Origin of the sequence: Pseudoalteromonas sp. SWXJZ10B, assembly GCF_015864475.1 — a bacterium.
Lineage (GTDB): Bacteria > Pseudomonadota > Gammaproteobacteria > Enterobacterales > Alteromonadaceae > Pseudoalteromonas > Pseudoalteromonas arctica.
This window is the reverse complement of the sequence record NZ_JADYXD010000009.1, coordinates 72,078-95,456: the sequence shown is the minus strand read 5'-3', so window position 1 is coordinate 95,456 and position 23,379 is coordinate 72,078. Positions and strand designations below refer to the sequence as shown.

Sequence of the window (23,379 nt, the reverse complement as noted above, 5' to 3'; positions counted from 1 at the left end):
ATTTGCGCTTGAAGCGCTACCGGATACTTTCACGTCACCAAGAGGGCAATATTGTGCTACAAGAATATCGTAAACACGTAGAAGAACGTGCCGCGTTAGGTATCGTACCAGCGCCATTAGATGCTCAGCAAACTGCTGATCTTATTGAATTAATCAAAACTCCACCTGCAGGTGAAGAAGAATTCATTTTAGATTTGTTCATTCAGCGTATACCAGCAGGTGTTGATGATGCTGCTTACATTAAAGCGGGCTTCTTAGCAGCTGTAGCTAAAGGTGAAACTAATTCTCCACTTGTTTCTAAAGAAAAAGCGGCAGAATTATTAGGTACAATGTTGGGCGGTTACAATATCGCACCAATGATTGACCTACTTGATGACGAAACACTTGCACCAATCGTAGTTAAAGGCCTTTCAAATACATTACTTATGTTTGATGCGTTCTACGATGTAGAAGAAAAAGCAAAAGCAGGTAATACATTCGCTAAGCAAATTATTGAGTCTTGGGCAAATGCAGAATGGTTTACTAATAAACCAGCTGTTGCTGAAAAGATTTCAGTTACTGTATTTAAAGTAACTGGCGAAACAAATACTGATGACTTGTCTCCTGCACCAGATGCATGGTCTCGTCCAGATATCCCACTTCATGCTTTAGCAATGCTAAAAATTGAACGCGATGGTATTACACCTGATAAAGCGGGCGAAGTAGGTCCAATTACTCAGATTGAAGAATTAAAAACTAAAGGTTTACCACTTGCTTACGTAGGTGATGTTGTTGGTACGGGTTCTTCTCGTAAGTCTGCAACTAACTCTGTACTTTGGTTTATGGGCGATGATATCCCGTTCGTACCAAACAAGCGTGTTGGCGGTGTATGTTTAGGTAATAAAATTGCTCCAATCTTCTTCAACACAATGGAAGATTCAGGCGCATTACCAATCGAATTAAATGTTGATGAACTCAACATGGGCGAGCAAATCGACATTTATCCGTACGAAGGTGTTGTTAAGCAACATGGTACTGATAAAGTGATTTCTACTTTTGAGCTTAAATCTGATGTGATTTTAGATGAAGTTCGTGCTGGTGGTCGTATTCCACTAATTATCGGTCGTGGTTTAACTGATAAAGCGCGTACATCTCTTGGCTTAGGTGCAACTGATACATTTAAAGTACCAACAGCAACAGAAGTTTCTGATAAAGGCTTCACACTAGCGCAAAAAATGGTTGGTAAAGCATGTAACGTTGCAGGTATTCGCCCAGGTCAGTACTGTGAGCCTAAAATGACAACTGTTGGTTCGCAAGATACAACAGGTCCTATGACACGTGATGAACTTAAAGATCTAGCATGTTTAGGTTTCTCTGCAGATTTAACAATGCAGTCATTCTGTCATACATCAGCTTATCCTAAGCCTATCGATGTAAGCACTCACCATACGCTTCCTGATTTCATCATGAACCGTGGCGGTGTTTCACTTCGTCCAGGTGATGGTATTATTCACTCGTGGTTAAACCGTATGTTATTACCAGATACCGTAGGTACTGGTGGTGATTCACATACACGTTTCCCATTAGGTATTTCATTCCCAGCAGGTTCGGGTGCAGTAGCATTCGCAGCAGCAACCGGTGTTATGCCACTTGATATGCCTGAATCTATTTTGGTTCGTTTTAAAGGCGAAATGCAACCAGGTATCACTCTACGTGACCTTGTTCATGCAATCCCTTACTACGGTATCAAACAAGGTTTATTAACAGTTGAGAAAAAAGGTAAAATTAACGAATTCTCTGGTCGCGTACTAGAAATTGAAGGCGTTGAGCACCTAACTGTTGAGCAAGCGTTTGAATTATCAGATGCATCTGCAGAGCGTTCGGCAGCAGGTTGTACTGTTAAGTTATCTAAAGAGTCTATCTCTGAATACCTTGAGTCAAACATTGTTATGCTTAAGTGGATGATTTCTGAAGGTTACGGCGATGTACGTACGATTGAACGTCGTATTACTGCAATGCAAGATTGGTTAGCTAACCCAGAACTAATGGAAGCTGACGCTGATGCAGAGTACAAGCATATCGTTGAAATTGATTTAGCTGAGATTAAAGAACCTGTTCTTTGTGCTCCAAATGACCCAGATGATGCGCGTCTTCTTTCTGATGTTGCTGGCGAGAAAATTGATGAAGTATTCATCGGTTCTTGTATGACTAACATTGGTCACTTCCGTGCTGCTGGTAAGTTGCTTGATGGCTTTAAAGGTCAACTTCCAACTCAACTTTGGGTTGCTCCACCTACTAAGATGGACAAAGACCAACTTACGGAAGAAGGTTACTACGGTATCTTTGGTCGTGTTGGCGCACGTATCGAAACTCCAGGTTGTTCACTGTGTATGGGTAACCAAGCACGTGTTGCAGATAAAGCGACTGTAGTATCTACTTCTACACGTAACTTCCCTAACCGTTTAGGTAATGGCGCTAATGTATTCTTAGCATCATCTGAGCTTGCTGCAGTAGCCGCTATTTTAGGTAGATTACCAACATCTGCTGAGTACCAAGAATATGCAGCGAAGATCAATGCAACGGCGTCAGATACATACCGTTACTTGAACTTCCACCGTATGCCTGCTTACACTAAAAAAGCAGACAACGTGATTATTCAACAAGCTGTATAATTTTTAGAGTTTGTTTAAAAACCCGCTTCGGCGGGTTTTTTATTGGCTAAAATAAATATTAGATAGTTAATGCTCTATTTTATGGTTTATTACATTGAATTCAGCTAATAATTAATTTAAATATAAATAATAAAGCAAAAATTCCTTTCTATATGCATTAAAATCCTCACCAATATTCTCATTATTTTAGGCGAGATTTTATGACAGCATTAAACAACCAGAATTTACTGCAACTACGTTTTGTTAACCAAGCAAATATTGATTTGGTTAAGCCTTCTTTTGATAACCTGCCTGCTAATCCTTATGCAGATGGTGCCTTTCGTAAACGTCGTTACTCAGTAGTTAAAATGCAAAATGGTGAAATAAAGTTACAACAAACCAAAGCATTTGTTCAAGACGATTCAATTAATACTTTTCAGGGTAATGTAGAGCGTACTTACGAAAACCTAGCGCAAAGTTTACTTGAGTCAGAAGGCATGAAAAGCATTGTGAATGAGTTTCGCCAACTTACCGGTATTGATGAAGAACGTGATATTGAAATCCATCAATTCCGTATGCTTGCTATTAACAGTGATACGCCAGCAGCGCCAGAAGGCGTACATCAAGATGGTTTTGATCATGTATGTATATGCGGCGTTTCTCACGAGAACTTAGAAGGCGGCGAGCTACTTGTATACGAAAACAAGCAAGCTGAGCCTTGTTTTAAAATGGAAATAAAAGACGGCATGTTTGCATTAATAAATGACCGTCAAGTGTGGCACAACGCAACACCTATGAACAAAATTGATGCTAGCAAACCAGGTTACCTGGATTGTTTTGTATTAACGTCTTAAGGAATAAGCATGAACATAACGCAATTACGTGAGCAGTTTCCTGCATTAATGCAAAACGTTGATGGTAAATCGCCCGTATTTTTAGACGGACCAGGTGGCTCGCAAGTGCCAACATCGGTGCTTAATGCGATGACAGCTTATTTAGGTCATTATAATTCGAACTTAGGTGGCGCGTTTTTTTCAAGTGATAAAACGGTTGAGTTGATGGCGAATGCGCGTCAAGCCGCCGCTGATTTACTTAATGCATCTAGCTCACAACAAATTGTGTTTGGTCCAAACATGACCAGCCTAACATTTAGCTTTAGCCGTGCAATTTCACGTGACTGGCAGGCTGGCGATGAAATAATTGTAACCAATGCCGATCACTTCTCAAACGTGTCGTCGTGGCAACAAGCAGCTGAAGATAAGGGCGTTAAAGTTAACACTGCACTTATTAACGAAGCTGATTGTAGCTTAGATATGGCGCAATTTGAGAGCTTATTAAACAGCAATACTAAGCTTGTAGCGGTAACTTACGCGTCAAATACCACAGGTTCAATTAACAATATCAAACGTATTGTAGAGCTTGCTCATGCTGTAGGCGCACTTGTTTATGTTGATGCCGTACATTACGCACCGCATGAACTTGTTGACGTGCAAGCGCTTGATTGCGACTTTTTAGCCTGCTCTGCATATAAGTTTTTTGGCCCGCATTTAGGCATGGTTTACGGTAAAAAAGAACATTTAGACGGGTTTACGCCTTATAAAGTAGAACCCGCTAAAGACGTAGCACCAGGTCGTTGGGAAACCGGCACACAAAGCTTTGAAGCTATGGCGGGCTTTATTGCTGCTGTTGATTACATTGCAGCAATTAGCGAACTTGACGATATCCATTCACGCCGCGAAAAGTTAAGCATAGCTTTTGCTAAAACTAAACAACACGAAATGGCGCTTAGTGAGCACTTTTTAACGCGCTTGGTAAACTACCCACGCATTAAGTTGTTTGGTATTGATGACTTTGATCGCTTAAATGAGCGTACACCTACTTTTGCTTTAATTTTTGAAGGGCTTGAGCCACGCGCCGTTTCAGAATTTTTAGGTAAGCAGCATATTTGTGTGTGGGATGGTAATTTTTACGCGCAAGGTTTGTGCAAGCAATTAGATGTGCTTGATAAAGGCGGTGTAGTGCGCATTGGTTGTATGCACTACAACACGATTGAAGAGCTAGATCAGTTGTTTAATTTATTTGATGAACTGCTCGGTTAAATAATACTGATTTTGGTGCGCTAACTCTTTGGCGCACCATATATTTGTTCTGCACGATTAAACAACACCCACGATGTTAAAATATACTTATCGTTTGATACTGGCTTATTACCCCTGTGGGTATGTGTAAAGTAGCCAGGAGCTATTACCATAGTGCCTTTTTTAGGTGCTATTTTACGATTTTGATAGTAAAACTCCGTTTCACCGCCTTCATCAACATCGTTTAAATAAAACATAAATAACAACACGCGATGCAAAGCTTCATTGTGCTGTAGCTGCGGGTAAACTTCACTGTGCCAGTAAGGGTAGCCACCTTTGTTTACTTCATATTTTTGCGCTTGAATATTACCAAGTCTAAAAATTTGCTGAACTAGCAAAGGTAATTGCGGTTTACCCACTTCTTCAAAATTTTCTTGGGTTAAATCGACAACGTCGCCTGTTTTTGGGTGATAGACCTTTAAGCTAAATGCCCCAATCATCATAAAAATATGATCCTCAACATACTTAAAAACATGCTGTGCAGTCGTTTGTTGTATATGTTTTAATTGTTGTGCATATTCGGGGTGATTATTTAAGTGTAGGTCGTGACTGTCTTTTTTCTTTAAGTCGATACCGCCCGATGTTACCCCTTGTTTTACATGCGGGCTTTGCGCAAATATGGTAATAAATTGATCGCAAAATTCATCGCTTAATGCGTTATCAACAACGCGTATAAAGTCCGTCATGGTTTACCTTTATATAATTATTATTGGATTTTTATGTTTATTGAAAAAGTGATGCCGCGCTTTAGCGAAACAGATGCACTCGGACACATTAACAATACCGTACTCCCAGTATGGTTTGAAGTCGCACGTGGACCTATTTTTAAGTTTTTTACGCCAGATTTAAATCCACACGATTGGAAATTGATTATCGCCAAAGTTGAAGTGTCGTTTGTAGGCGAATTATTTTATGGCCATGAGGTAACAGTTAAAACGTCTGTAGAGCATATAGGCACTAGCTCTTTTACGCTGAGACAAGAAGCGTGGCAACACGATAAATGCTGCGCAATAGGTAAGGCCATTATGGTGAGGTACGACTTTATTGCTAAATCAAAGCAAGCACTTAGCATCGACGAAAAAGCAGCGCTTAACGAGCATATATGCCAAAGCAGTTAACCTTACGAGGCTTATATTTTACATAAGCCCATACTGAGCTGGATTATTGTAAATATATGATGGCAGCTGTGATTTTTGTCGAGAAATTTTAACGTATTTAGATTGAGTTACAGGCTTCAGTTATATACTATTTATATTATATATTGTTGCGCCGTTATAACAGGAAATGTTAATTCGGTAATTTGATTGGAGAATACGTGTGACATCTATTGCCAATAACCAACCTTTACAAGTTATTCAGCTCAGTGATGGTCAAAACTTAACAGCTGAAATTTTGCCATTTGGCGCAATCATAAAAAGCATTAAATTTAAAAAACAAGAAATGACGCTTAGCGTCGATGACCCTCAATACTATCTTGAAAACCCATTTTACTTAGGTGCAACAGTAGGTCGATACGCTAATCGCATTGCAGGGGGGCGTTTTAACTTATCTGGTATACTGTATCAATTAGAAGCAAATAATGGCCCTAATAGCCTGCACGGCGGTGTTAAAGGCTTTAATAAAGTACTTTGGCAAGTAACTAAACAAAGTGAAAGTGAAGTGGAGCTTTATTATTGCTCACCCGATGGCGAACAAGGGTTCCCCGGTGAGTTGCAGGTTTGGCAAACGATTAGTGCTAAAAACGGCGAGCTTACTCTGAGCTTTAAAGCGATAACTAACAAAGAAACACTCGTTAATTTTACTAACCATTGTTATTTTAACCTTGATGGCAGCGAATCAATTAATGAACATTGTGTACAAATTAACACTAATCACTATCTTCCTATCGATAAAACCAGTATTCCACTCAATGAAGCCGCATTAGCTACAGGTACCTGCTTTGACTTTACTAAATCAGCTCAAATTGGTGAGGCATTAAGCGCCGCACATTCTCAGCTAGAAGCTGGCAATGGTTTTGATCACTGCTATATTTTTAATGATGACAGCAGTTTAAAAACGATGGCTACGTTAACTTCGCCACACACGAAGGTTAATTTAACACTTAAAAGTACGCAGCCAGGTATGCAGCTTTATACCGCTAACTTTGTAGGCGCGCCATTTAAAGCACGTCAAGCTTTGTGTTTTGAAGCGCAAAATTGGCCTGATGCGCCAAATAGAGAAAATTACCCTAAAGCTAATTTATTACCGGGAGAGGATTACGAACAGGTTATTATTTACTCTTTTTCTGAGTGAATACAGCATTGCAATGTTAATTTAAAGAAAATTAAAAGCAAAAATACAGTGATTAAATGATGCTCATAATTAAGGAAAAGGTTGCACTTTTTATCGGTTTAAAGTATTTATAATATAAATAGTATTTGAAACTATATACACTACCACAACGACACAACGACTACACACAATCAGGAGTTTTTAAAAAATGATAATTAACAATAAGTTATCGTTCAACAAGAAAACCGCGATCAGTATTGCTATTACTGGCATATTGGCAAGCGGAAACGTTGCAGCTCAAGGCGCTGAAGGCAATACGCCTACAGTAGTAAATGAAGATGTTGAAGTTATCGCAGTAACGGGTATCCGCAGCAGTTTACGTTCATCAATGTTAGATAAAAAAGCATCTAATGTTGTTACAGACGGGATTAAAGCAGAAGATCTTGGTAAATTTCCTGATTTAAACGTAGCAGAATCTCTGCAACGTATTACAGGTGTAGCAATTGACCGTAGTGGTGGTGAAGGCCAAGCGGTAACTATTCGTGGCTTTGGTCCACAATTTAATACTGTACTTGTTAATGGTCGTCAAATTGCGACAGACAGTGCAGGTCGTGAATTTAATTTTGATGTATTAGCAGCAGACCAAATCACCGGTGCTGATATTTATAAAAGTAATACAGCAACACTTCAAGAAGGCGGCATTGGTGGTACGGTTAACGTAACTACAGCACGTCCTTTTGACTTTGGTGGTTTACATATTTTAGGTTCAGTTAAAGGTATGTACGAAAGCCTTTCTGAAGAAGTATCTCCATCAACATCATTCTTAATAAGTAATACGTTTAACGATGATAAGTTAGGTGTGCTTTTTGCCATCACTAATCAACAACGTAAACTTCAAAATAACCAAATTTTAACGGCAGGTTGGCGCGGCGGCCAAACAATCTCTAATCCAACAGATGGTGTATTGTTTGAAAATGCCTACATTCCGCGTAACTGGGATCAAGTTGTTGATGAGCAAGACCGTGAACGTACAAACGCAAGTTTAGTATTGCAATACGCACCATCTGACGATGTTACGATTACTGTTGATGGTATGATTTCAAAATTTGAAGTTGATTCAACAGTACGCGATTTAGCCTCTTGGTTTGAACCAGACCGCGTAGGTAGCGCAACGATTGATCCAGAAACAGGCACTCTTTTAACTTTCTCTCAAGACGTTGGTTTGGGTGCGCCAAGTGGCGACCCTGCAAGTGACTTTGTATCACATACACGTAACTCACGTGATGTAACTAATAAAGCATTTGGTATTAACGTTGATTGGCAAGTAAATGATTCATTAAAAGCAAAATTTGATGTATCTCGTTCAACAGCCGAAAACGACCGTGCAGGTACTGACCGCTTTAACGTTGTCGGTATTATTAATAGTTATACTTTTGACGGTACAGGCAGTATTCCTACTGTACAGCATGATGGCTTTGAAAATGGTTCATTGCCAGATCCAAGCCTTGCCCGCCTTCACTATAACGAAGTGGGTCTACAGTTTACTGATGAAGATGAAATTACTGAAGTAAAAGCTGATTTTGAATACGTGCCAGATAAAGGCCCAGTAGATCGCATTAACTTTGGTGCTTATCGTCAAGAGCGTGAAAAATCAAGCTTCCAAGTTTATGGTACCCAATGTCAGTTCTGTGGTTACGGTACTGAAGCACCACTTGATGCAATTGATTTTGAAGCTTACCAAGCAAGCAACTACTTCCCAGGCTTAATCGATACATTCTACACCTACGACGGTGATAAAATGCTTGATTACCTAGCCGATCAAGGTTTCCCAGTAGAGCCAACACTACAAAATAACCGTTACACAATTAACGAAGATATCACTAGCTTATACATGGACTTTACGCTTGGTTTTGACCTAGCTGATATGCCAGTAACTGTTAATTTAGGTGCACGTTACTCAGAAACTGATATTGAAGTAGCGGCAGTACAAAGCTTTATTAGCGATGTAGTGCCAACAACTGATGCAACATTATTTGCTAACGTATTTGGCCCAGCAACGAACATTGAACAGGGCACTAGCTACTCAAACTTACTACCATCTTTGAATGTTAAGTTAGAGCTGCAAGACAATATGATTTTACGTTTTGCAACGTACGACAGTATTACTCGTCCAACGATGTCTCAATTATCTCCTGCTACTACATTTAACGAGCCACGCCGTCAAAACTTAACAGCAAATGGTGGTAACCCTGCACTTAAGCCATTCCAGTCAGAAAACTGGGATATTTCTTACGAGTGGTACTACAACGACGCTAACTTATTTAGCTTTGCAGTATTTAGTAAAGAAGTCGATGACTTTATTGTTACGCTAACAGGTGAAGAAACATTTGAAATGGCTGACCGCTCAGGTCCTGGTTTTGCGTGTACCACTTGTACAGGTCAAGCAGATGATGAGCTTAATGGTAGCTCAGAAATATACACAGTAACTCGCCCTCAAAATGGTGAGTCAGCTAAAGTAACTGGCTACGAAGTAGGTGTGACGCACATATTTGAAAATGGCTTTGGTATTATAGCCAATGCGACTGTCGTAGATAGTGACATTAGCGTAGGTGCAGACACCACACAAACATTTGCACTTGAAGGTTTAGGCGATTCACAAAACTTAATATTATTTTATGAGCAAGATAACTGGCAAGCACGTGTTGCATTTAACAACCGTGAAGGTTTTTTACGCTTAGTTGATAATGGTTTTAACGGTGAACCAGTGAACGTAGAAACTTACGGTCAGTGGGATATTAGTGCAAGCTACGATATTAACGAAAACTTCACTATTTTTGCTGAAGGCATCAACATCACTGAAGAAGAGTTAGTACAAACGGGTCGTTTTGCTAACCAAATCTATTCGGTTGAAGATAATGGCTCACGTTACGCGTTTGGTATTCGCGGATCGTTTTAATTAATGCTTGAGGCGAATTTCTCGCCTCTTGTTTCATTGCAGCACTTTGGTGCTAATACCAATTAGGTTGATTTAGCAGTAATGTATGTTAGTTAACCTAATTGGCTAAAATGAAACTACATTAAATCAAAATGCCCTAACGGGCATTTGTTGTATAAAACGTTATCAAAAATACTCAAAGAGTAGTCCATTATGAATAAAGCAATAAAAACAGTAGCGGTAGTTGGCGGTGGTACAGCAGGATGGCTGAGCGCTGCAATTATAGCTTCGTATCACCAAGGTCAAAATGGTGACGGCTTAAAAGTGATATTGGTTGAATCGTCAGACATTCCAACAATTGGCGTAGGTGAAGGTACCTGGCCCACGATGAAAAACACGCTTCAGCAAATTGGTTTACGTGAAGTTGACGTGTTTAAAGCCTGTAATGCCACTTTTAAACAAGGTGGAAAGTTTGTAAATTGGACTCATGGCAATAATGACTTTTACTACCATCCATTTACTGTACCACTAGGCTACGGCCGTATAGATTTAGCCCCTTATTTAGATAATGTTGAAGACTTTGCACAGCAAACAAATTTTCAACATGATATTTGCGAAGCAAGCTTAGCCCCAAGAGGTATAGCGCAAGGTGAATATCAAGGTAATTGTAATTACGCTTATCACTTAGATGCCGGCGCTTTTGCCGAAATGCTTAAACAGCATTGTAAAAGTAAGCTTGGTGTAGATCATATTATTGGTACTGTTGATCAGGTAAAGCTTGATGACGATGGTGCAATAAATGAGCTTACTCTAAAAGATCAAACCCGCACCATAAATGCCGACTTATACATAGACTGTACTGGCTTTTCATCATTGTTATTAGGCCAAGCGCTTAACGTACCGTTTAAAAAAATGGACCACGTGCTATTTAACGACAGCGCATTGGCTATGCAAGTTCCTTACGATGAAAACGATGAGTCTTTGGCGAGCCACACCATAGCAACAGCGCAAAACGCTGGATGGATTTGGGATATTGGTTTAACGCACCGCCGAGGTGTAGGGCATGTTTATTCAAGCAAATTTTTATCAGACGATGAAGCAGAGCAAAACCTAAGAGACTATTTAGGAGATGCAGCAAACGGTTTAACTGCCCGTAAAATCAACTTTGAATCAGGATACCGTGAGAAGTTTTGGCATAAAAACTGTGTTGCCATTGGTATGTCGGCAGGGTTTGTAGAGCCGCTTGAAGCTACCGCCATTATGCTTGTTGAAATTTCAGCACGCTTTGTTGCTGAACATATGCCAGCAGATACCCAAGTAATGCCTATTGTAGCTAAGCGCTTTAATGAGCAGATGGATTATCGTTGGCAGCGTATTATCGACTTTTTAAAGCTACATTACATGCTAACCAAGCGCCCAGAACCTTACTGGCAAGCACATGTACAGCCTGATACTATTCCAGAAACCCTGCAAGAAGACTTACTTCTTTGGGGAAGCCGTGGCCCGCTTATTCAAGATTTTCATGGCGCATTAGAGTTATTTCCAGCCGCCAGCTATCAGTATGTTTTGTACGGTATGGGCTTTAAGCCTGACTTTACTAAACAAGCGTATTTGTATTCACAAGACGCGCAAGCTAAACAAATAATAGAACGTAACAGCCAGCTTACACAGCAGATGTTGCAAACTTTACCACCGCACCGTGCTTTTATAGAGCAGTGGTTAGCAGCTAACCCAGTTTAAGGATGTGTAACTATGGCTATTAGTGAACTAGTAAACACCAAACACCAAACATTAAAAATTAACCCCAATGCCGCTGTTGAATACGCAAAAACACAGCATTTAGTTAATTTAAGAGCAAATGAAATAGCAAAAGCAGCCTGCGATTTACCTGTTTTTTTAGCACGTAACGCACAAAATGGCAGCTATACTGTATCAGCGTTAACAAGCTTTAGTGCTGGGCAAAGTCTATTGGTAAATAACAACCAATGGCAGGCACTTTACACTCCGGTATGCATGCAAACCCAGCCGCTTTACTTAATGACTCGAGAAGCAAATAGTAGCGATTATTTTATTGCGATTGATGAGCAAAGCTTAGCCGTAAACACCGAGCAGGGTGAGTCACTATTTGATGCTAAAGGTAACCCAAGTTTATTTTTAAGTGCACAGCAAAAGTTGTTAGAAAGCGATTTAAAAAATGATTACCAAACGTATCAATTTACCCAAGAAGTTGCGCGTTTAGGACTCATTAAAAACATAGATATTGTATTGCAGTTTGAACAAGGCGAAACCCAAACCATTCAAGGTTTGAGCACCGTTGATGAAGACAAACTGCAAACATTAGATAGCAATACCATTGCAGAACTACAAAAGCAGGGTTACTTAAGTGTGCTTAACAGCATGCTCATTTCACTGTTTCAGTTAAATGCATTGGTAAAGCTGCACAACCAACGTCCCGAACTTATGCCTTTAAAGCAGATTAAGTTAGAACTAAGTCGAGATGCGCACGCGCTGTAGCGTGCATTTTTTATTACCCAGACATTGCGCATAACGCGCAGGAGACACACACATGTCAGATAACATTTTACAGCTGGTGGTTTTTGTTTTTGTCACCGCTTTAATTGGTGGCCTTACTTATTGGAAATGCCGAGGCCAAAATCGTAATAACGGACAAAGCCAAACCAAAGAGTATTTTTTAGCGGGCGGTGGCCTTACTTGGATGTTTGTTGCAGGTTCAATCACATTAACTAATTTAAGTACTGACCAACTTGTAGGTATGAATGGTAACCAAATGGCTTTGCTTGTTTGGTGGGAGCTTGCCGCTATTATAGGGTTGATTATTTTAGCCAAAGTATTCATCCCTGTTTATTACAAATACAACTGTACAACCACCACAGAGCTTTTAGAAAAGCGCTATAACAACAAGCATATTCGCGCTGTTATTGGTGGGTTGTTCTTTTTAGGTAATGCACTTATTTATATGCCAGCGGTAATCTACTCTGGTGCGCTGTTTATGCAAACCATGTTTAAAGTTGATATTCCGCTTATGTATATTGCCACCGCCTTTGCCATTCTTGGTGCTGTTTATGCCTTCTTTGGTGGTCTGCGTGCAGTTGCAGTATCGGATACTTACAACGGTATACTTGTACTCGGTATGGCTGTTTTAGTGGTATTTTTAGCACTTAACGCAATTGATTATGACTTTACGGGTATTCCAGAAGAACGTTTAACATTAATTGGCGATGCTGATTCACCTATTCCTTGGCCAACACTTTTAACCGGTATGATCTTCATTCAAATGTATTACTGGGGTACTAACCAAACAATTACGCAGCGAGCAATGGCAGCGCCTAATGTTAAAGAAGCGCAAAAAGGTATATTTGCAGCGGCGGGTATTCGCTTTTTAATCGTCCCTGCAATCGTGGTATTACCGGGTATTATTTCGTTTAAGCTTTATGGTGATATTGGCGACGCCGCTTATGGTCGAATTGTGGGTGATGTAATGCCAGCATGGTTAACCGGTGTATTTGCAGCGGCAATGGCTGCAGCAGTACTGTCTACTTACAACAGCTTATTAAACTCAGCAACCGCATTGTATGTATGTGACATTCACGAAGCATATTTTAATAAAGAGCCAAGTGTTGTAAAGCTAAGTGGTTACGTAACATTGCTACTAACAAGCTTAACACTGGTACTTGTACCAATTTATCAGCAAGCAGATAGTATTATTAACTTACTACAGCAATTAAATGGCTTACTAAGTATGCCTATATTCTCTATTTTTGTAGTGGGATTATTGTTTAAAAATGTTGATGCACGTGCGGGTATTGCAGCAGTAATTTTAGGTGTTGTAATGTACGGCATGCTTACATTTGCAAGCTCACCACTACATACTGATATTCATTACATTCACTTAATGCCAATTACACTGATTGTATGTGTGGCTTTTGCATTAATAGTAAATAAAGTGGTGTTTGGTTTGAATGCACAATGGGCAGGTAAAACATCTGAACTTGATGACGCAGGACAAGCACAAGCACAAGTACAAAAATAACGTATAAATAATTTAAGCTGACAAAATCGGTCATGGGACAACTCTGGCCGATTTTTTTATATGTATAAGAAATTAGTAACAGCACTTTAAAGTTAAGGTTGGTTTATAGCTTTTTGCTACAGTGGTACTTCCAGTGAGTTTATCTAACTATTTGCGATGTAAAGACTATCAAAACCCAATTTATATGATATATACTATTATTATTGAATGTCACCGTCTGATAGATTGTGCCTCAAAGAACGAGAGACACATTAATACTTAGTATCACTAAGTTACTTTCGTTATATTTATAACTCACACAATGAACAAGAGGATAGGAAAATCATGGCCGACACTAAATCATTTTATCGATTAGACAGTGTAAACAGCACCGTTATTTTCGACTGCCAGAGCAAAACACCGGCGTTACTGTACTTTGGTAAACGCCTATCTGAGCAAACAACAGAAACAATGCTAACTCAGCTTGCTACCCGCCAAGAAGTAAAATGTGCCGTGGTTGAAGAAGCGCCTATTTCTCTATCTCCGTTATTAGGCGAGGGCTTTACTGGTGCGCCAGGGCTTGAGCTAGTAAATGATTCAATCGCATGGTCAGTAGGGCCACAACTTCAAGAAGTACGTGAGCCTTCAGCTGCAACACTTGAATTTGTAAGTGTAGATAAACTTCGTGGTATTGAAGTAGTGCACAGCATCACGCTTGATAAAAACACTGACGTATTGAGCGCGCATACCGTATTAACTAATTTAGGCGATTCGCCATTAAGTGTTAACTTTTGCGCGGCGCCAACATTCCAGCTGCCAGATAGCGTAAGTAAAATAGTAAGTTTTGAAGGTCGTTGGTCAAACGAATTCCAACGTCAATCAGTTGATTTAGTCTTAGGCAGCTTTGTACGTGAAAACCGTAAAGGTAAAACATCACACGATGTATTTCCTGGTTTATTAGTGCATAACGAAAATGCAGGCGAGCAGCACGGCGAATGTTACGGCTTTCATTTAGGTTGGAGTGGTAATAATAAACTACGCGCAGAGCTTTTAGCTGAAGGTCGTCGTTACGTGCAAATGGGTGAGTTATTATTACCTGGTGAGCTTACGCTTGCTAAAGGTCAAACGTATCAAAGCCCGAGCATTTATGGCTCGTTTTCGAGTGAAGGTTTTAGTGCGCTTTCTCGTAATTTTCATCGTTTTGTTAAAGCTAATTTACTTAGCCAAGCACAGCGTGAAAAAACGCGCCCTGTGCATTACAACACATGGGAAGGCATATACTTCGATCACGACGTAGACACGCTTAAGCAACTAGCCGACAAAGTAGCGCCGTTAGGTATTGAGCGTTTTGTACTTGATGATGGTTGGTTTAAAGGTCGCCGTGGCGACAACGCTGGGCTAGGTGATTGGACAGTAGATTACAAAATCTACCCAGATGGTTTATCGCCAGTAATCGACCATGTAAACAGTTTAGGCATGGAGTTTGGTATTTGGTTTGAACCAGAAATGGTTAACCCAGATAGCGATTTATATCGTGCACATCCTGATTGGGTTTTAGGTTCTGAGAACAACGAACAGTTAAGCTTTAGAAATCAGCTAGTGCTTGATTTAACTCGCACAGAAGTTGTTGAGTACTTATACAAAGCGATTGACGACATTTTAGTTGAATACCCAACTATTAAATACATTAAGTGGGATATGAACCGCGATATTAATCATGCGGGTAATTTTGATGGTAAGCCAGCAGTACACCAGCAAACATTAGCACTTTATCGTCTAATTGACCGTATTAAAGCGGCGCATCCTGGGCTTGAAATAGAAAGCTGTTCGTCAGGTGGTGCACGTGTAGATTACGGCGTACTTGCACACACCGACCGTGTATGGACGTCAGACTCTAACGATGCGCTTGATCGCCTTGAAATACAGCGTGGATGTTCGTTCTTCTTTCCATCGTCGGTTATGGGTGCACATGTAGGCCCGCGTGATTGTCATATTACAGGGCGTAATGTAAGTATTGAAATGCGTGCTGCGGTATCAATGTTTGGCCACATGGGAATCGAAATGGACCCACGTGAGCTGAACGATCATGAATACAATGCCCTTAAAGCGGCAATAGCGCTTCATAAAGAGCATCGTGAGTTTATTCATAGCGCCGATTTGTACCGCCTTGATAGCGACGATTTATCAATTAACTTTGGTTTAATCGACGAGCAAAAATCAAAAGCGTTGTTTGCTTATAACAGCGTACGTGAAACACCGCGTACAGCGCCTAATAAGCTTCGTTTTGTTGGCCTAGATGGCGATGCGCAGTACACACTTAATTTAGTGTGGCCGGTTAAATTTGAAGAGTATCGTCCGTCTTCTATTGCTGCGGTAAATGGTCAAGCATTTACAGGTGAAGCGTTAATGCAGTTTGGCTTACAAATGCCAATTTCATTCCCGCAAACATCACTTATTTTTGAGCTTAACAAAGCTTAAATTTAACTAAGAGCAGTAAAAGGCGCTAATCGCTTTTATACTGCTTAGCTTAGCTTAGCTCAGTTTAGATATCAGTAGTCAGCTCTATATTGTTTAGAGCTGGCTTTTTTATATCCTTAGTAAGCTAATTTAGTAAATTAACTTAGTAAACTCAAAAGTATCGAAAATAGAGTGGTTACGCTTGCGCGTAATTTTGCTTGTTACCCAACCAACGTTGAATTAGTGGGTCAACAACCTCTGGGTGTTGCTTAAGCATTTGCTGTGCAATCGGTCTTACTTGATTAAGTATGTGCTTATCGCGGGTAAGATCTGCAATTTTAAACTCGGCTAACCCTGTTTGTTTTGTACCGAGTACTTCACCAGGGCCACGAATTTCTAAATCGCGCTCTGCTATCACAAAACCATCGTTACTATCGCGTAGTACACCTAATCGCTTTTGAGCAGTATGAGACAGTGGTGCGTGGTATAAAAGCACGCAATGCGATGCAGTAGCGCCACGGCCAACTCGCCCACGTAACTGATGCAGCTGTGCTAAGCCTAAGCGCTCAGGGTTTTCTATAATGATTAAGCTCGCATTAGGGACATCTACACCAACTTCAATAACCGTAGTGGCAACTAAAACATGTATATTGCCTGCTTTAAACTCGCTCATAATGGCTTGTTTTTCAGCTGATTTCATTCGCCCATGTACTAAACCTACGTTTAGCTCTGGTAATGCTTCTTTTAACTGCAGTGCGCTGTCCTCCGCTGCTTGGCATTGCAGTACTTCAGATTCATCAATAAGAGTACACACCCAGTAAACTTGGCGGCCTTGCTCGTTACACGCTAATTTAACGCGGGCAATAATATCGTCTCTGCGAGTATCTGGAAGTGCTACTGTTGTGATGGGCGTACGCCCAGGTGGTAGCTCATCAATGACCGAGGTTTCTAAGTCGGCATAGGCTGTCATCGCGAGCGTACGTGGAATAGGTGTTGCGGTCATAACGAGTTGATGAGGGTAACAATCACCAAATTTACCTTTTTCACGCAGTGATAAACGCTGGTGGACACCAAAGCGATGTTGTTCATCAATAACAATAAGCACTAAGTTATTAAACTTTACTTCATCTTGAAATAAAGCGTGAGTACCTACAATCATTTGCGCCTCACCAGAGGCTATTTTTTCAAGTGTTGCTACGCGCTCTTTACCCTTTGTTTTACCGCCAAGCCAAGCAACTGTTATACCTAGTTGATTAAACCACGTTGTAAAATTAACACCATGTTGCTCTGATAAAATCTCTGTTGGCGCCATTAAAGCTACTTGAAAGCCCTGCGCAATAGCGGTTAGTGCACTCAGTGCTGCTACTAGGGTTTTACCTGAACCTACATCGCCTTGTACTAAACGCATCATGGGATATGCGTGTTGCATATCACCTTTAATTTCAGCAACTACGCGGCTTTGTGCATTTGTGGGTGCAAAAGGAAGTTGTTCTAAAAATTGGCTTTCTAATGTATTTACCGGATTTAATGCTACGGCTTTAACTTGTTGCCCTTGCTCTCGTACTTTTAATAAACTGAGATTTTGAGCAAGTAGCTCCTCAAATACCAGGCGCTGTTGAGCAGGGTGAGTACCTTGCTCTAATGCAGTTACATCAACATCATTTGGTGGGCGGTGCAGTAATAATAAGGCGTCACTTAGCGGCATATTTGATGGCTGCCACTGTGAAGGCAGTAGTTCTTCCACTGAGTATTTATGTAGTAAATCAATAGCCTGTTCGCTTAAAGCTCTAATCGATAGCTGCTTTAAACCTTCGGTTGTTGAATAAACGGGTGTTAATGTGGTCGCTACCGGCTGCTCGTTGGAAGTATCGCTGATGCTGTATTCAGGATGACTCATTTCAAAGCCAACACGGCCACGGCGCACTTCACCAAAACAACGTATTATTTTACCAGCACTAAATGCGTTTTTTTGTGCGGCGGTAAAATTAAAAAATCGTAATGTTAGCCTGCCAGTACCATCATTGATTTGGCAAACAAGCATGCGCCTTTTACCAAACGTAATTTGGCTTGTTTCAATTGTTGCTTCAACACTCACATGGCTATGCAATGCCAGTTCATTAATCGCGTATAAGCGAGTGCGATCTTCATAGCGAAGTGGAAAATGAAAAAGCATATCTTGCACAGTTAAAATACCTAGCTTTAACAAACGCTCAGCCATTTTTGGGCCGACCCCTTTGAGCTCTGTAATTGGGTATTGATTTAAGCTAGGTTTAGACAAAGTGTATCAATCTTATTATTTGTGAGTAGGCTAAGTGTACTTACAGAGCTTTAGTCCATCAAGTATGTTTTAAAGCTTGCCAAAATTGCTCGTCAGCGACTATTTCGCCGTTTTCATCAAGTGCAGGATAAGGTAATTTTTTTTGTTTACATTGCCTTGCGATAATAGGGTGGCAGCCTTCAAAGTAAAGTGGATGTTTAACTTCGGCGCTCAGCATATCTCTATTATATAAACCAGCCAGCTCGCGTTGGCGCTGTGCTTCAAACAATATTAGCGCAGCAGCAACCGAAACATTTAGTGATTGCACCATGCCTTGCATTGGAATAATAATATTTTGATCGGCATATTCTAGGGCTTTTTCTGATATCCCTGTTTTTTCTTGTCCAACAATAATAGCCGTTGGCTTGGTGTAATCTACTTCTCTAAAATCAACGGCATCTTCTGATAGATGAGTCGCTAATATTTGTATTTCTGGATTGCGTTCACGCATTGCAGTAACGGCATCATCAATGTTTCTGTGTAGGTGCGTCTCTAGCCAGTTTTTACTGCCACCTGAGGTATTATTTGTTAGCCATTTTTGCTTTTCAGGCCATACAGCATGTACATGATGGCAACCAACCGCATCAGCACTTCGTACTATTGCAGATAAGTTATGGTGTTTGTGCACGTCTTCTAAACACACTGTTAGGTCTGTTTGACGGCGCGAAAGTACGTCTTCGATTCTTTGATAGCGAGTTTGCTGCATGGTTATCCTCTTTTTTCGGCAATTATACGAGATTTTTGCAGTTAAGGCATTACCGTACGGCTAATTGGATTTTGTAGAGAAATAAGTGTTTCTGTTGATTGTATGGCTTCTATTGCCTGTATTTTATTAATCAGCACATCTTGTAAGTGATCAATGGACTTTGTCATTACCTTTATAAATATACTGTAGTTACCTGTTGTGTAATAAGCCTCTACCACTTCCTCCAATGCTTCTAGCTTTATAAGTGTTTGTGGGTAATCACGTGCGTTATTTAAATTAATACCTATAAAGCAACACACATCGTAGCCTAGCTGTTTAGTATTAATCGTTAATTGGGTGCCTGTAATGATCCCAGCTTGCTTCATTTTTTCAATTCTTACGTGAATTGTCCCAGCGCTTACATTAAATCTTTTTGCTAATTCGGCGTACGCAGTACGGGCATTTGCCATTAACGCATGAAGTATCTGTTTATCGAGATTATCGATTAAATAATTTTCCATTATATATTTGTCATAAAATTATCGAATATATGGTTTTTATACCACTTAATTAATGATTTTTATATATTAAAGCTATTTTTGTTATGGGATATTGAGTTAATCCTTTAAATCGTTACATTAACTTCATTAATGGCGCTAGTTAGAGCGCTTTTTATCAATTAAGCAAGTAACAATAACTGGGAATGAGGCCAATTATTATGAGTTCACACTATGTGCAGCAACAGCAGCAAATAAGTAAAGTTAAGCAATTTTTTTCACAACAACTAGAAACCCAACTTGGGCTGGTTGAGGTTCAAGCCCCAATTTTGGCTAAGGTTGGCGACGGCACGCAAGATAACTTAAGCGGCCATGAAAACGCAGTTGCTGTAAATGTGAAAGCGATTACAGATAGCCGCTACGAAGTGGTGCATTCACTGGCTAAGTGGAAACGTAAAACACTGGCTACTTATGGCTTTGGTGTTGGTGAGGGTATTTACACTCAAATGAAAGCTTTGCGCCCAGACGAAGATTCATTAAGCCCTATTCATTCTGTATATGTTGATCAGTGGGATTGGGAAAAAGTAATTAGCGAAACGACAGAGCGTTCGCTGGCAACACTAAAGCAAACTGTTCAATGTATTTATAAAGGGATAAAAGAGACGGAAGCTTTTGTAAGCGAGTCTTATGGTTTAACGCCATTTTTACCGGACGATATTAAGTTTGTGCACAGTGAGGAGCTACGTAAAATGTATCCTGATTTTAGTGCTAAGCAACGCGAAAAAGCCATTGCACAAGAATATGGTGCTGTATTTTTAATTGGTATTGGTGGCGTGCTTGGAGACGGCAAAATTCATGATGTAAGAGCCCCAGATTACGATGATTGGTCTACGCCAACATGCGATCAATATATGGGTTTAAATGGTGACATTTTAGTATGGAACCCAGTACTTGAAGATGCATTTGAAATATCATCAATGGGTATACGTGTAAGTCCTGAGGTTTTAAAAGCGCAGTTAAGTACAACTGGAGATGAAGACCGCTTAGAGTTTGATTGGCATAAAGCGCTACTACAAAGTAAATTTCCGCAAACGATTGGCGGTGGAATAGGGCAGTCGCGCTTGGCTATGCTATTGCTACAAAAGCAGCATATTGGCCAAGTACAAGTGGGTGTATGGCCAAGTCAAACTTATGATACAGTAAGTGGCTTACTTTAAATTGTAAAAAAGTGAGTTAATTTGAGTGCTCAATAGAGCACTCAATTTTTTAGTGTGTTTTAAACTCTATTTCAATTTTATTATTTAAAAGTTTAACGTTGCACGGAGGGTAATTGCGGATTGTTTTAAGTACTTTATCAAAAATATGAATCTCTACGCCTGAATGCAAAACAGAATTCACCGTTAAATTAGCGTCGCTAAGTAAATCGTGTAAGTCATGATCTAAGTTTGAAAGACGTTTTTCTAATAGTTCTGCTTGCTCACAGTAATGTTTCTGAGTAGCTCCAATTTTAGTAATTAATATTTTCTTCTTTTCGGCATCCTTCACTAAATCAGTTTTTTCTAGCGCTGCTTGCAGCGTATCTAATTGTGCATCTGTTTTAGCTAAGTCTTTAAAGCAATTATCAGTATCCGCTGTTATTTCAGCGCCAGAAGCCGCTAGGTTAATAATCATTTTAGCGCCTGATTCATTCCCTATTTCGCCAGCAATGAGAGTTGTTGCATCAAGTATTTCACCACCAAATATTTTACCCTTAGGTAAGTCGGATTGGCCTACTTGCAGTAAGCGCTTAGCTTTTATTACACAATGGCTTGTTTGGCGATCAATAAAAATATTATTTGCATCGAGGTAACAATACTGTGAGTGAGATACATGAATATCACCTAGCGCAATTAGCTTGCAAGAAAGTGACTTACTATCCATTTTTTGATGGCCAATAATGCCTTGTTTAACCGTGATGTTTCCGCCTGCGGTAAGCTCGCCAGATTCAACCGTGCCAAATATAGTAATATCGCCTTTGGCAGTTACTTTCATCCCTGGGTCTATATTGCGAGTAACAATAACACTGCCTTGAAAATCAATATGGCCGCTTTTTACATTTACATCTGAAATGGTAAAAATATCGTCGACACGCATACCATTATTAATTTCAACCGGAACACCAGCAATAGTAGAGACTAACTCAAGCGGATTCATTTTTGATATTTCAGTGCCTTCGCCTGCCACTAATTGTTTATTTTCTCCGGGTTTTGCGGGCAGTATGTCACCTATTACGGTAAAGCCTTCTTTACCGGGGGTTGCTGGTTGCTGGCGAATAAGCACAGAGCCAGGCTCTACGCTTGCAAGCTTGCCAAAGTCGCGCATGTCCACACTGCCATCTTCTTTGAGCTTGGGCGCTTTTAAACGGTCTTTTAAAGTCTCTACGGTTGTTATTAGTTTAGTGGCTAAACCATCGCTTGGGAGCCTACCTTTAGCTAATATCCCCTTAACGACAGATCCCGCAGAGTGTTCAGATTGTTTTTGTAGCAGCTGTTCTAAAAAAGCTTGTTTATACCCACGTACAATACCTGCTTTAACGAGTTGTTTTTTTGCATCTTCTAAGCTTAATAACTTTCCACCTTGGGCAAGCGTTAGCTCGCCAATGGCCAGCATTTTATCGTCGCTAATTGTTACATTTAAAGTGGCATTGTGTTTTGTTGCTACAACGAGAGTTTGTTGTGTGTTTTCGTTTTTAAAAAAATCATTAATAGCGTCATGATCTATTTTACAGTCGCAAAAAGCTGACTTTTCGAGAGCCTCTAAAATAAATGCAGCGCTGGGAGGAATATGCTCTTTTACATCAAGTAAAACATTTCCATTGTTGGCAAGCTTAAACACGAGTTAATCCTTTTTTACTACTTAAGTTAAGTTTGTTTTTTAAAACACAACTACAGATTGCTAGAAATTTACATTTGAGTCAAGAAGTCAGATAAAACGAAGTGTGGAGCGAAAAATAAAGGCTATAGAGAAGCTCTATAGCCTGTAATACTTAATTGGTAGAAGGTAATTCCATTATTCCGTCTATTTCAACTTGTGCACCTTTTGGTAGTGCACGAACACCTAATGCAGCTCTAGCTGGGTAAGGTTGTTTAAAGTATTGGCTCATCACTTCATTTACTGTGGCGAAGTTAGATAGATCAGTTAGGTAAATATTGATTTTAACTAAATCGTGAATTTTTCCGCCTGCTTCTTCACATACCGCAGCAATATTTTTAAATACTTGATGCGTTTGCTCGCTAAAATCTTCTGAAATCATTTCCATCGTTTCTGGAACTAATGGAATTTGACCAGATAAATAAACAGCGGTACCTACTTTAACTGCTTGGCTATAAGTGCCAATAGCTGCAGGTGCTTTGTCGGTAGAGATAAATGCTTTATTCATG

17 protein-coding genes are annotated in these 23,379 nt (G+C 40.0%); 11 read left to right on the top strand and 6 right to left on the bottom strand.

The genetic code is table 11. The features are described 5' to 3' along the window. The first annotated feature begins 53 nt into the window (after positions 1-53). The 3 genes from acnB (at position 54) to I6F54_RS10520 (ending at position 4,729) form a co-directional block, all read left to right on the top strand. Complete coding sequence (gene acnB, locus I6F54_RS10530) at positions 54-2,651, top strand: bifunctional aconitate hydratase 2/2-methylisocitrate dehydratase (RefSeq protein ID WP_197141284.1); 2,598 nt, start codon at positions 54-56, stop codon at positions 2,649-2,651. Positions 2,652-2,851: 200 nt separating this feature from the next. Continuing rightward, positions 2,852-3,484, top strand: coding sequence for a 2OG-Fe dioxygenase family protein (locus tag I6F54_RS10525; RefSeq protein ID WP_197141282.1), 633 nt, complete (start codon positions 2,852-2,854; stop codon positions 3,482-3,484). A gap of 9 nt (positions 3,485-3,493) precedes the next feature. Next, positions 3,494-4,729: a cysteine desulfurase-like protein gene (locus I6F54_RS10520; RefSeq protein WP_197141280.1), complete on the top strand. Its 1,236-nt coding sequence runs from the start codon at positions 3,494-3,496 to the stop codon at positions 4,727-4,729. A 20-nt stretch (positions 4,730-4,749) separates the two neighbouring features. Here the strand turns inward: I6F54_RS10520 and I6F54_RS10515 are convergent, their stop codons facing one another. Further along, the gene (locus tag I6F54_RS10515) at positions 4,750-5,454 is read right to left on the bottom strand and encodes a 2OG-Fe(II) oxygenase (RefSeq protein WP_197141279.1); all 705 of its coding nucleotides are present in this window, start codon (positions 5,452-5,454) and stop codon (positions 4,750-4,752) included. 33 nt (positions 5,455-5,487) lie between these two features. Between I6F54_RS10515 and I6F54_RS10510 the strand changes: the two genes are divergently transcribed. From I6F54_RS10510 to I6F54_RS10480, 7 genes are all read left to right on the top strand, one after another. Beyond that, positions 5,488-5,886, top strand: a complete 399-nt coding sequence (locus I6F54_RS10510) for an acyl-CoA thioesterase (RefSeq protein WP_197119394.1) — start codon at positions 5,488-5,490, stop codon at positions 5,884-5,886. A 199-nt stretch (positions 5,887-6,085) separates the two neighbouring features. Beyond that, entirely contained in the window at positions 6,086-7,060 is a 975-nt protein-coding gene (locus tag I6F54_RS10505; RefSeq protein WP_165739437.1) for an aldose epimerase family protein, read from the top strand. Between the two features lie 187 nt (positions 7,061-7,247). Next, entirely contained in the window at positions 7,248-9,995 is a 2,748-nt protein-coding gene (locus I6F54_RS10500; protein ID WP_165728314.1) for a TonB-dependent receptor, read from the top strand. A 192-nt stretch (positions 9,996-10,187) separates the two neighbouring features. Beyond that, entirely contained in the window at positions 10,188-11,714 is a 1,527-nt protein-coding gene (locus I6F54_RS10495; protein WP_165739435.1) for a tryptophan halogenase family protein, read from the top strand. A gap of 12 nt (positions 11,715-11,726) precedes the next feature. Next, positions 11,727-12,488: a SapC family protein gene (locus tag I6F54_RS10490; RefSeq protein WP_165728312.1), complete on the top strand. Its 762-nt coding sequence runs from the start codon at positions 11,727-11,729 to the stop codon at positions 12,486-12,488. 52 nt (positions 12,489-12,540) lie between these two features. Further along, positions 12,541-14,025, top strand: coding sequence for an SLC5 family protein (locus I6F54_RS10485; protein WP_165728311.1), 1,485 nt, complete (start codon positions 12,541-12,543; stop codon positions 14,023-14,025). A gap of 324 nt (positions 14,026-14,349) precedes the next feature. Further along, entirely contained in the window at positions 14,350-16,482 is a 2,133-nt protein-coding gene (locus I6F54_RS10480) for an alpha-galactosidase (protein WP_165728310.1), read from the top strand. 175 nt (positions 16,483-16,657) lie between these two features. On the opposite strand, the gene recG is transcribed toward I6F54_RS10480, so the two are convergent. The 3 genes from recG to asnC are packed head-to-tail and all read right to left on the bottom strand — an operon-like array spanning position 16,658 to position 19,984. After that, the gene (gene recG / locus I6F54_RS10475; protein ID WP_197141277.1) at positions 16,658-18,739 is read right to left on the bottom strand and encodes an ATP-dependent DNA helicase RecG; all 2,082 of its coding nucleotides are present in this window, start codon (positions 18,737-18,739) and stop codon (positions 16,658-16,660) included. Positions 18,740-18,797: 58 nt separating this feature from the next. Continuing rightward, complete coding sequence (trmH, locus tag I6F54_RS10470; RefSeq protein WP_007580009.1) at positions 18,798-19,484, bottom strand: tRNA (guanosine(18)-2'-O)-methyltransferase TrmH; 687 nt, start codon at positions 19,482-19,484, stop codon at positions 18,798-18,800. Positions 19,485-19,525: 41 nt separating this feature from the next. Continuing rightward, positions 19,526-19,984: a transcriptional regulator AsnC gene (gene asnC / locus I6F54_RS10465; RefSeq protein WP_002958822.1), complete on the bottom strand. Its 459-nt coding sequence runs from the start codon at positions 19,982-19,984 to the stop codon at positions 19,526-19,528. A gap of 197 nt (positions 19,985-20,181) precedes the next feature. Here asnC and asnA point away from each other — a divergent pair, with 197 nt between their 5' ends. Continuing rightward, positions 20,182-21,177, top strand: a complete 996-nt coding sequence (asnA, locus tag I6F54_RS10460; RefSeq protein ID WP_024593433.1) for an aspartate--ammonia ligase — start codon at positions 20,182-20,184, stop codon at positions 21,175-21,177. A gap of 49 nt (positions 21,178-21,226) precedes the next feature. On the opposite strand, the gene I6F54_RS10455 is transcribed toward asnA, so the two are convergent. Next, positions 21,227-22,834: a DUF342 domain-containing protein gene (locus tag I6F54_RS10455; protein ID WP_007580013.1), complete on the bottom strand. Its 1,608-nt coding sequence runs from the start codon at positions 22,832-22,834 to the stop codon at positions 21,227-21,229. A 151-nt stretch (positions 22,835-22,985) separates the two neighbouring features. After that, complete coding sequence (locus I6F54_RS10450; RefSeq protein ID WP_007580015.1) at positions 22,986-23,378, bottom strand: RidA family protein; 393 nt, start codon at positions 23,376-23,378, stop codon at positions 22,986-22,988. Between the last annotated feature and the right edge of the window lies 1 nt (position 23,379).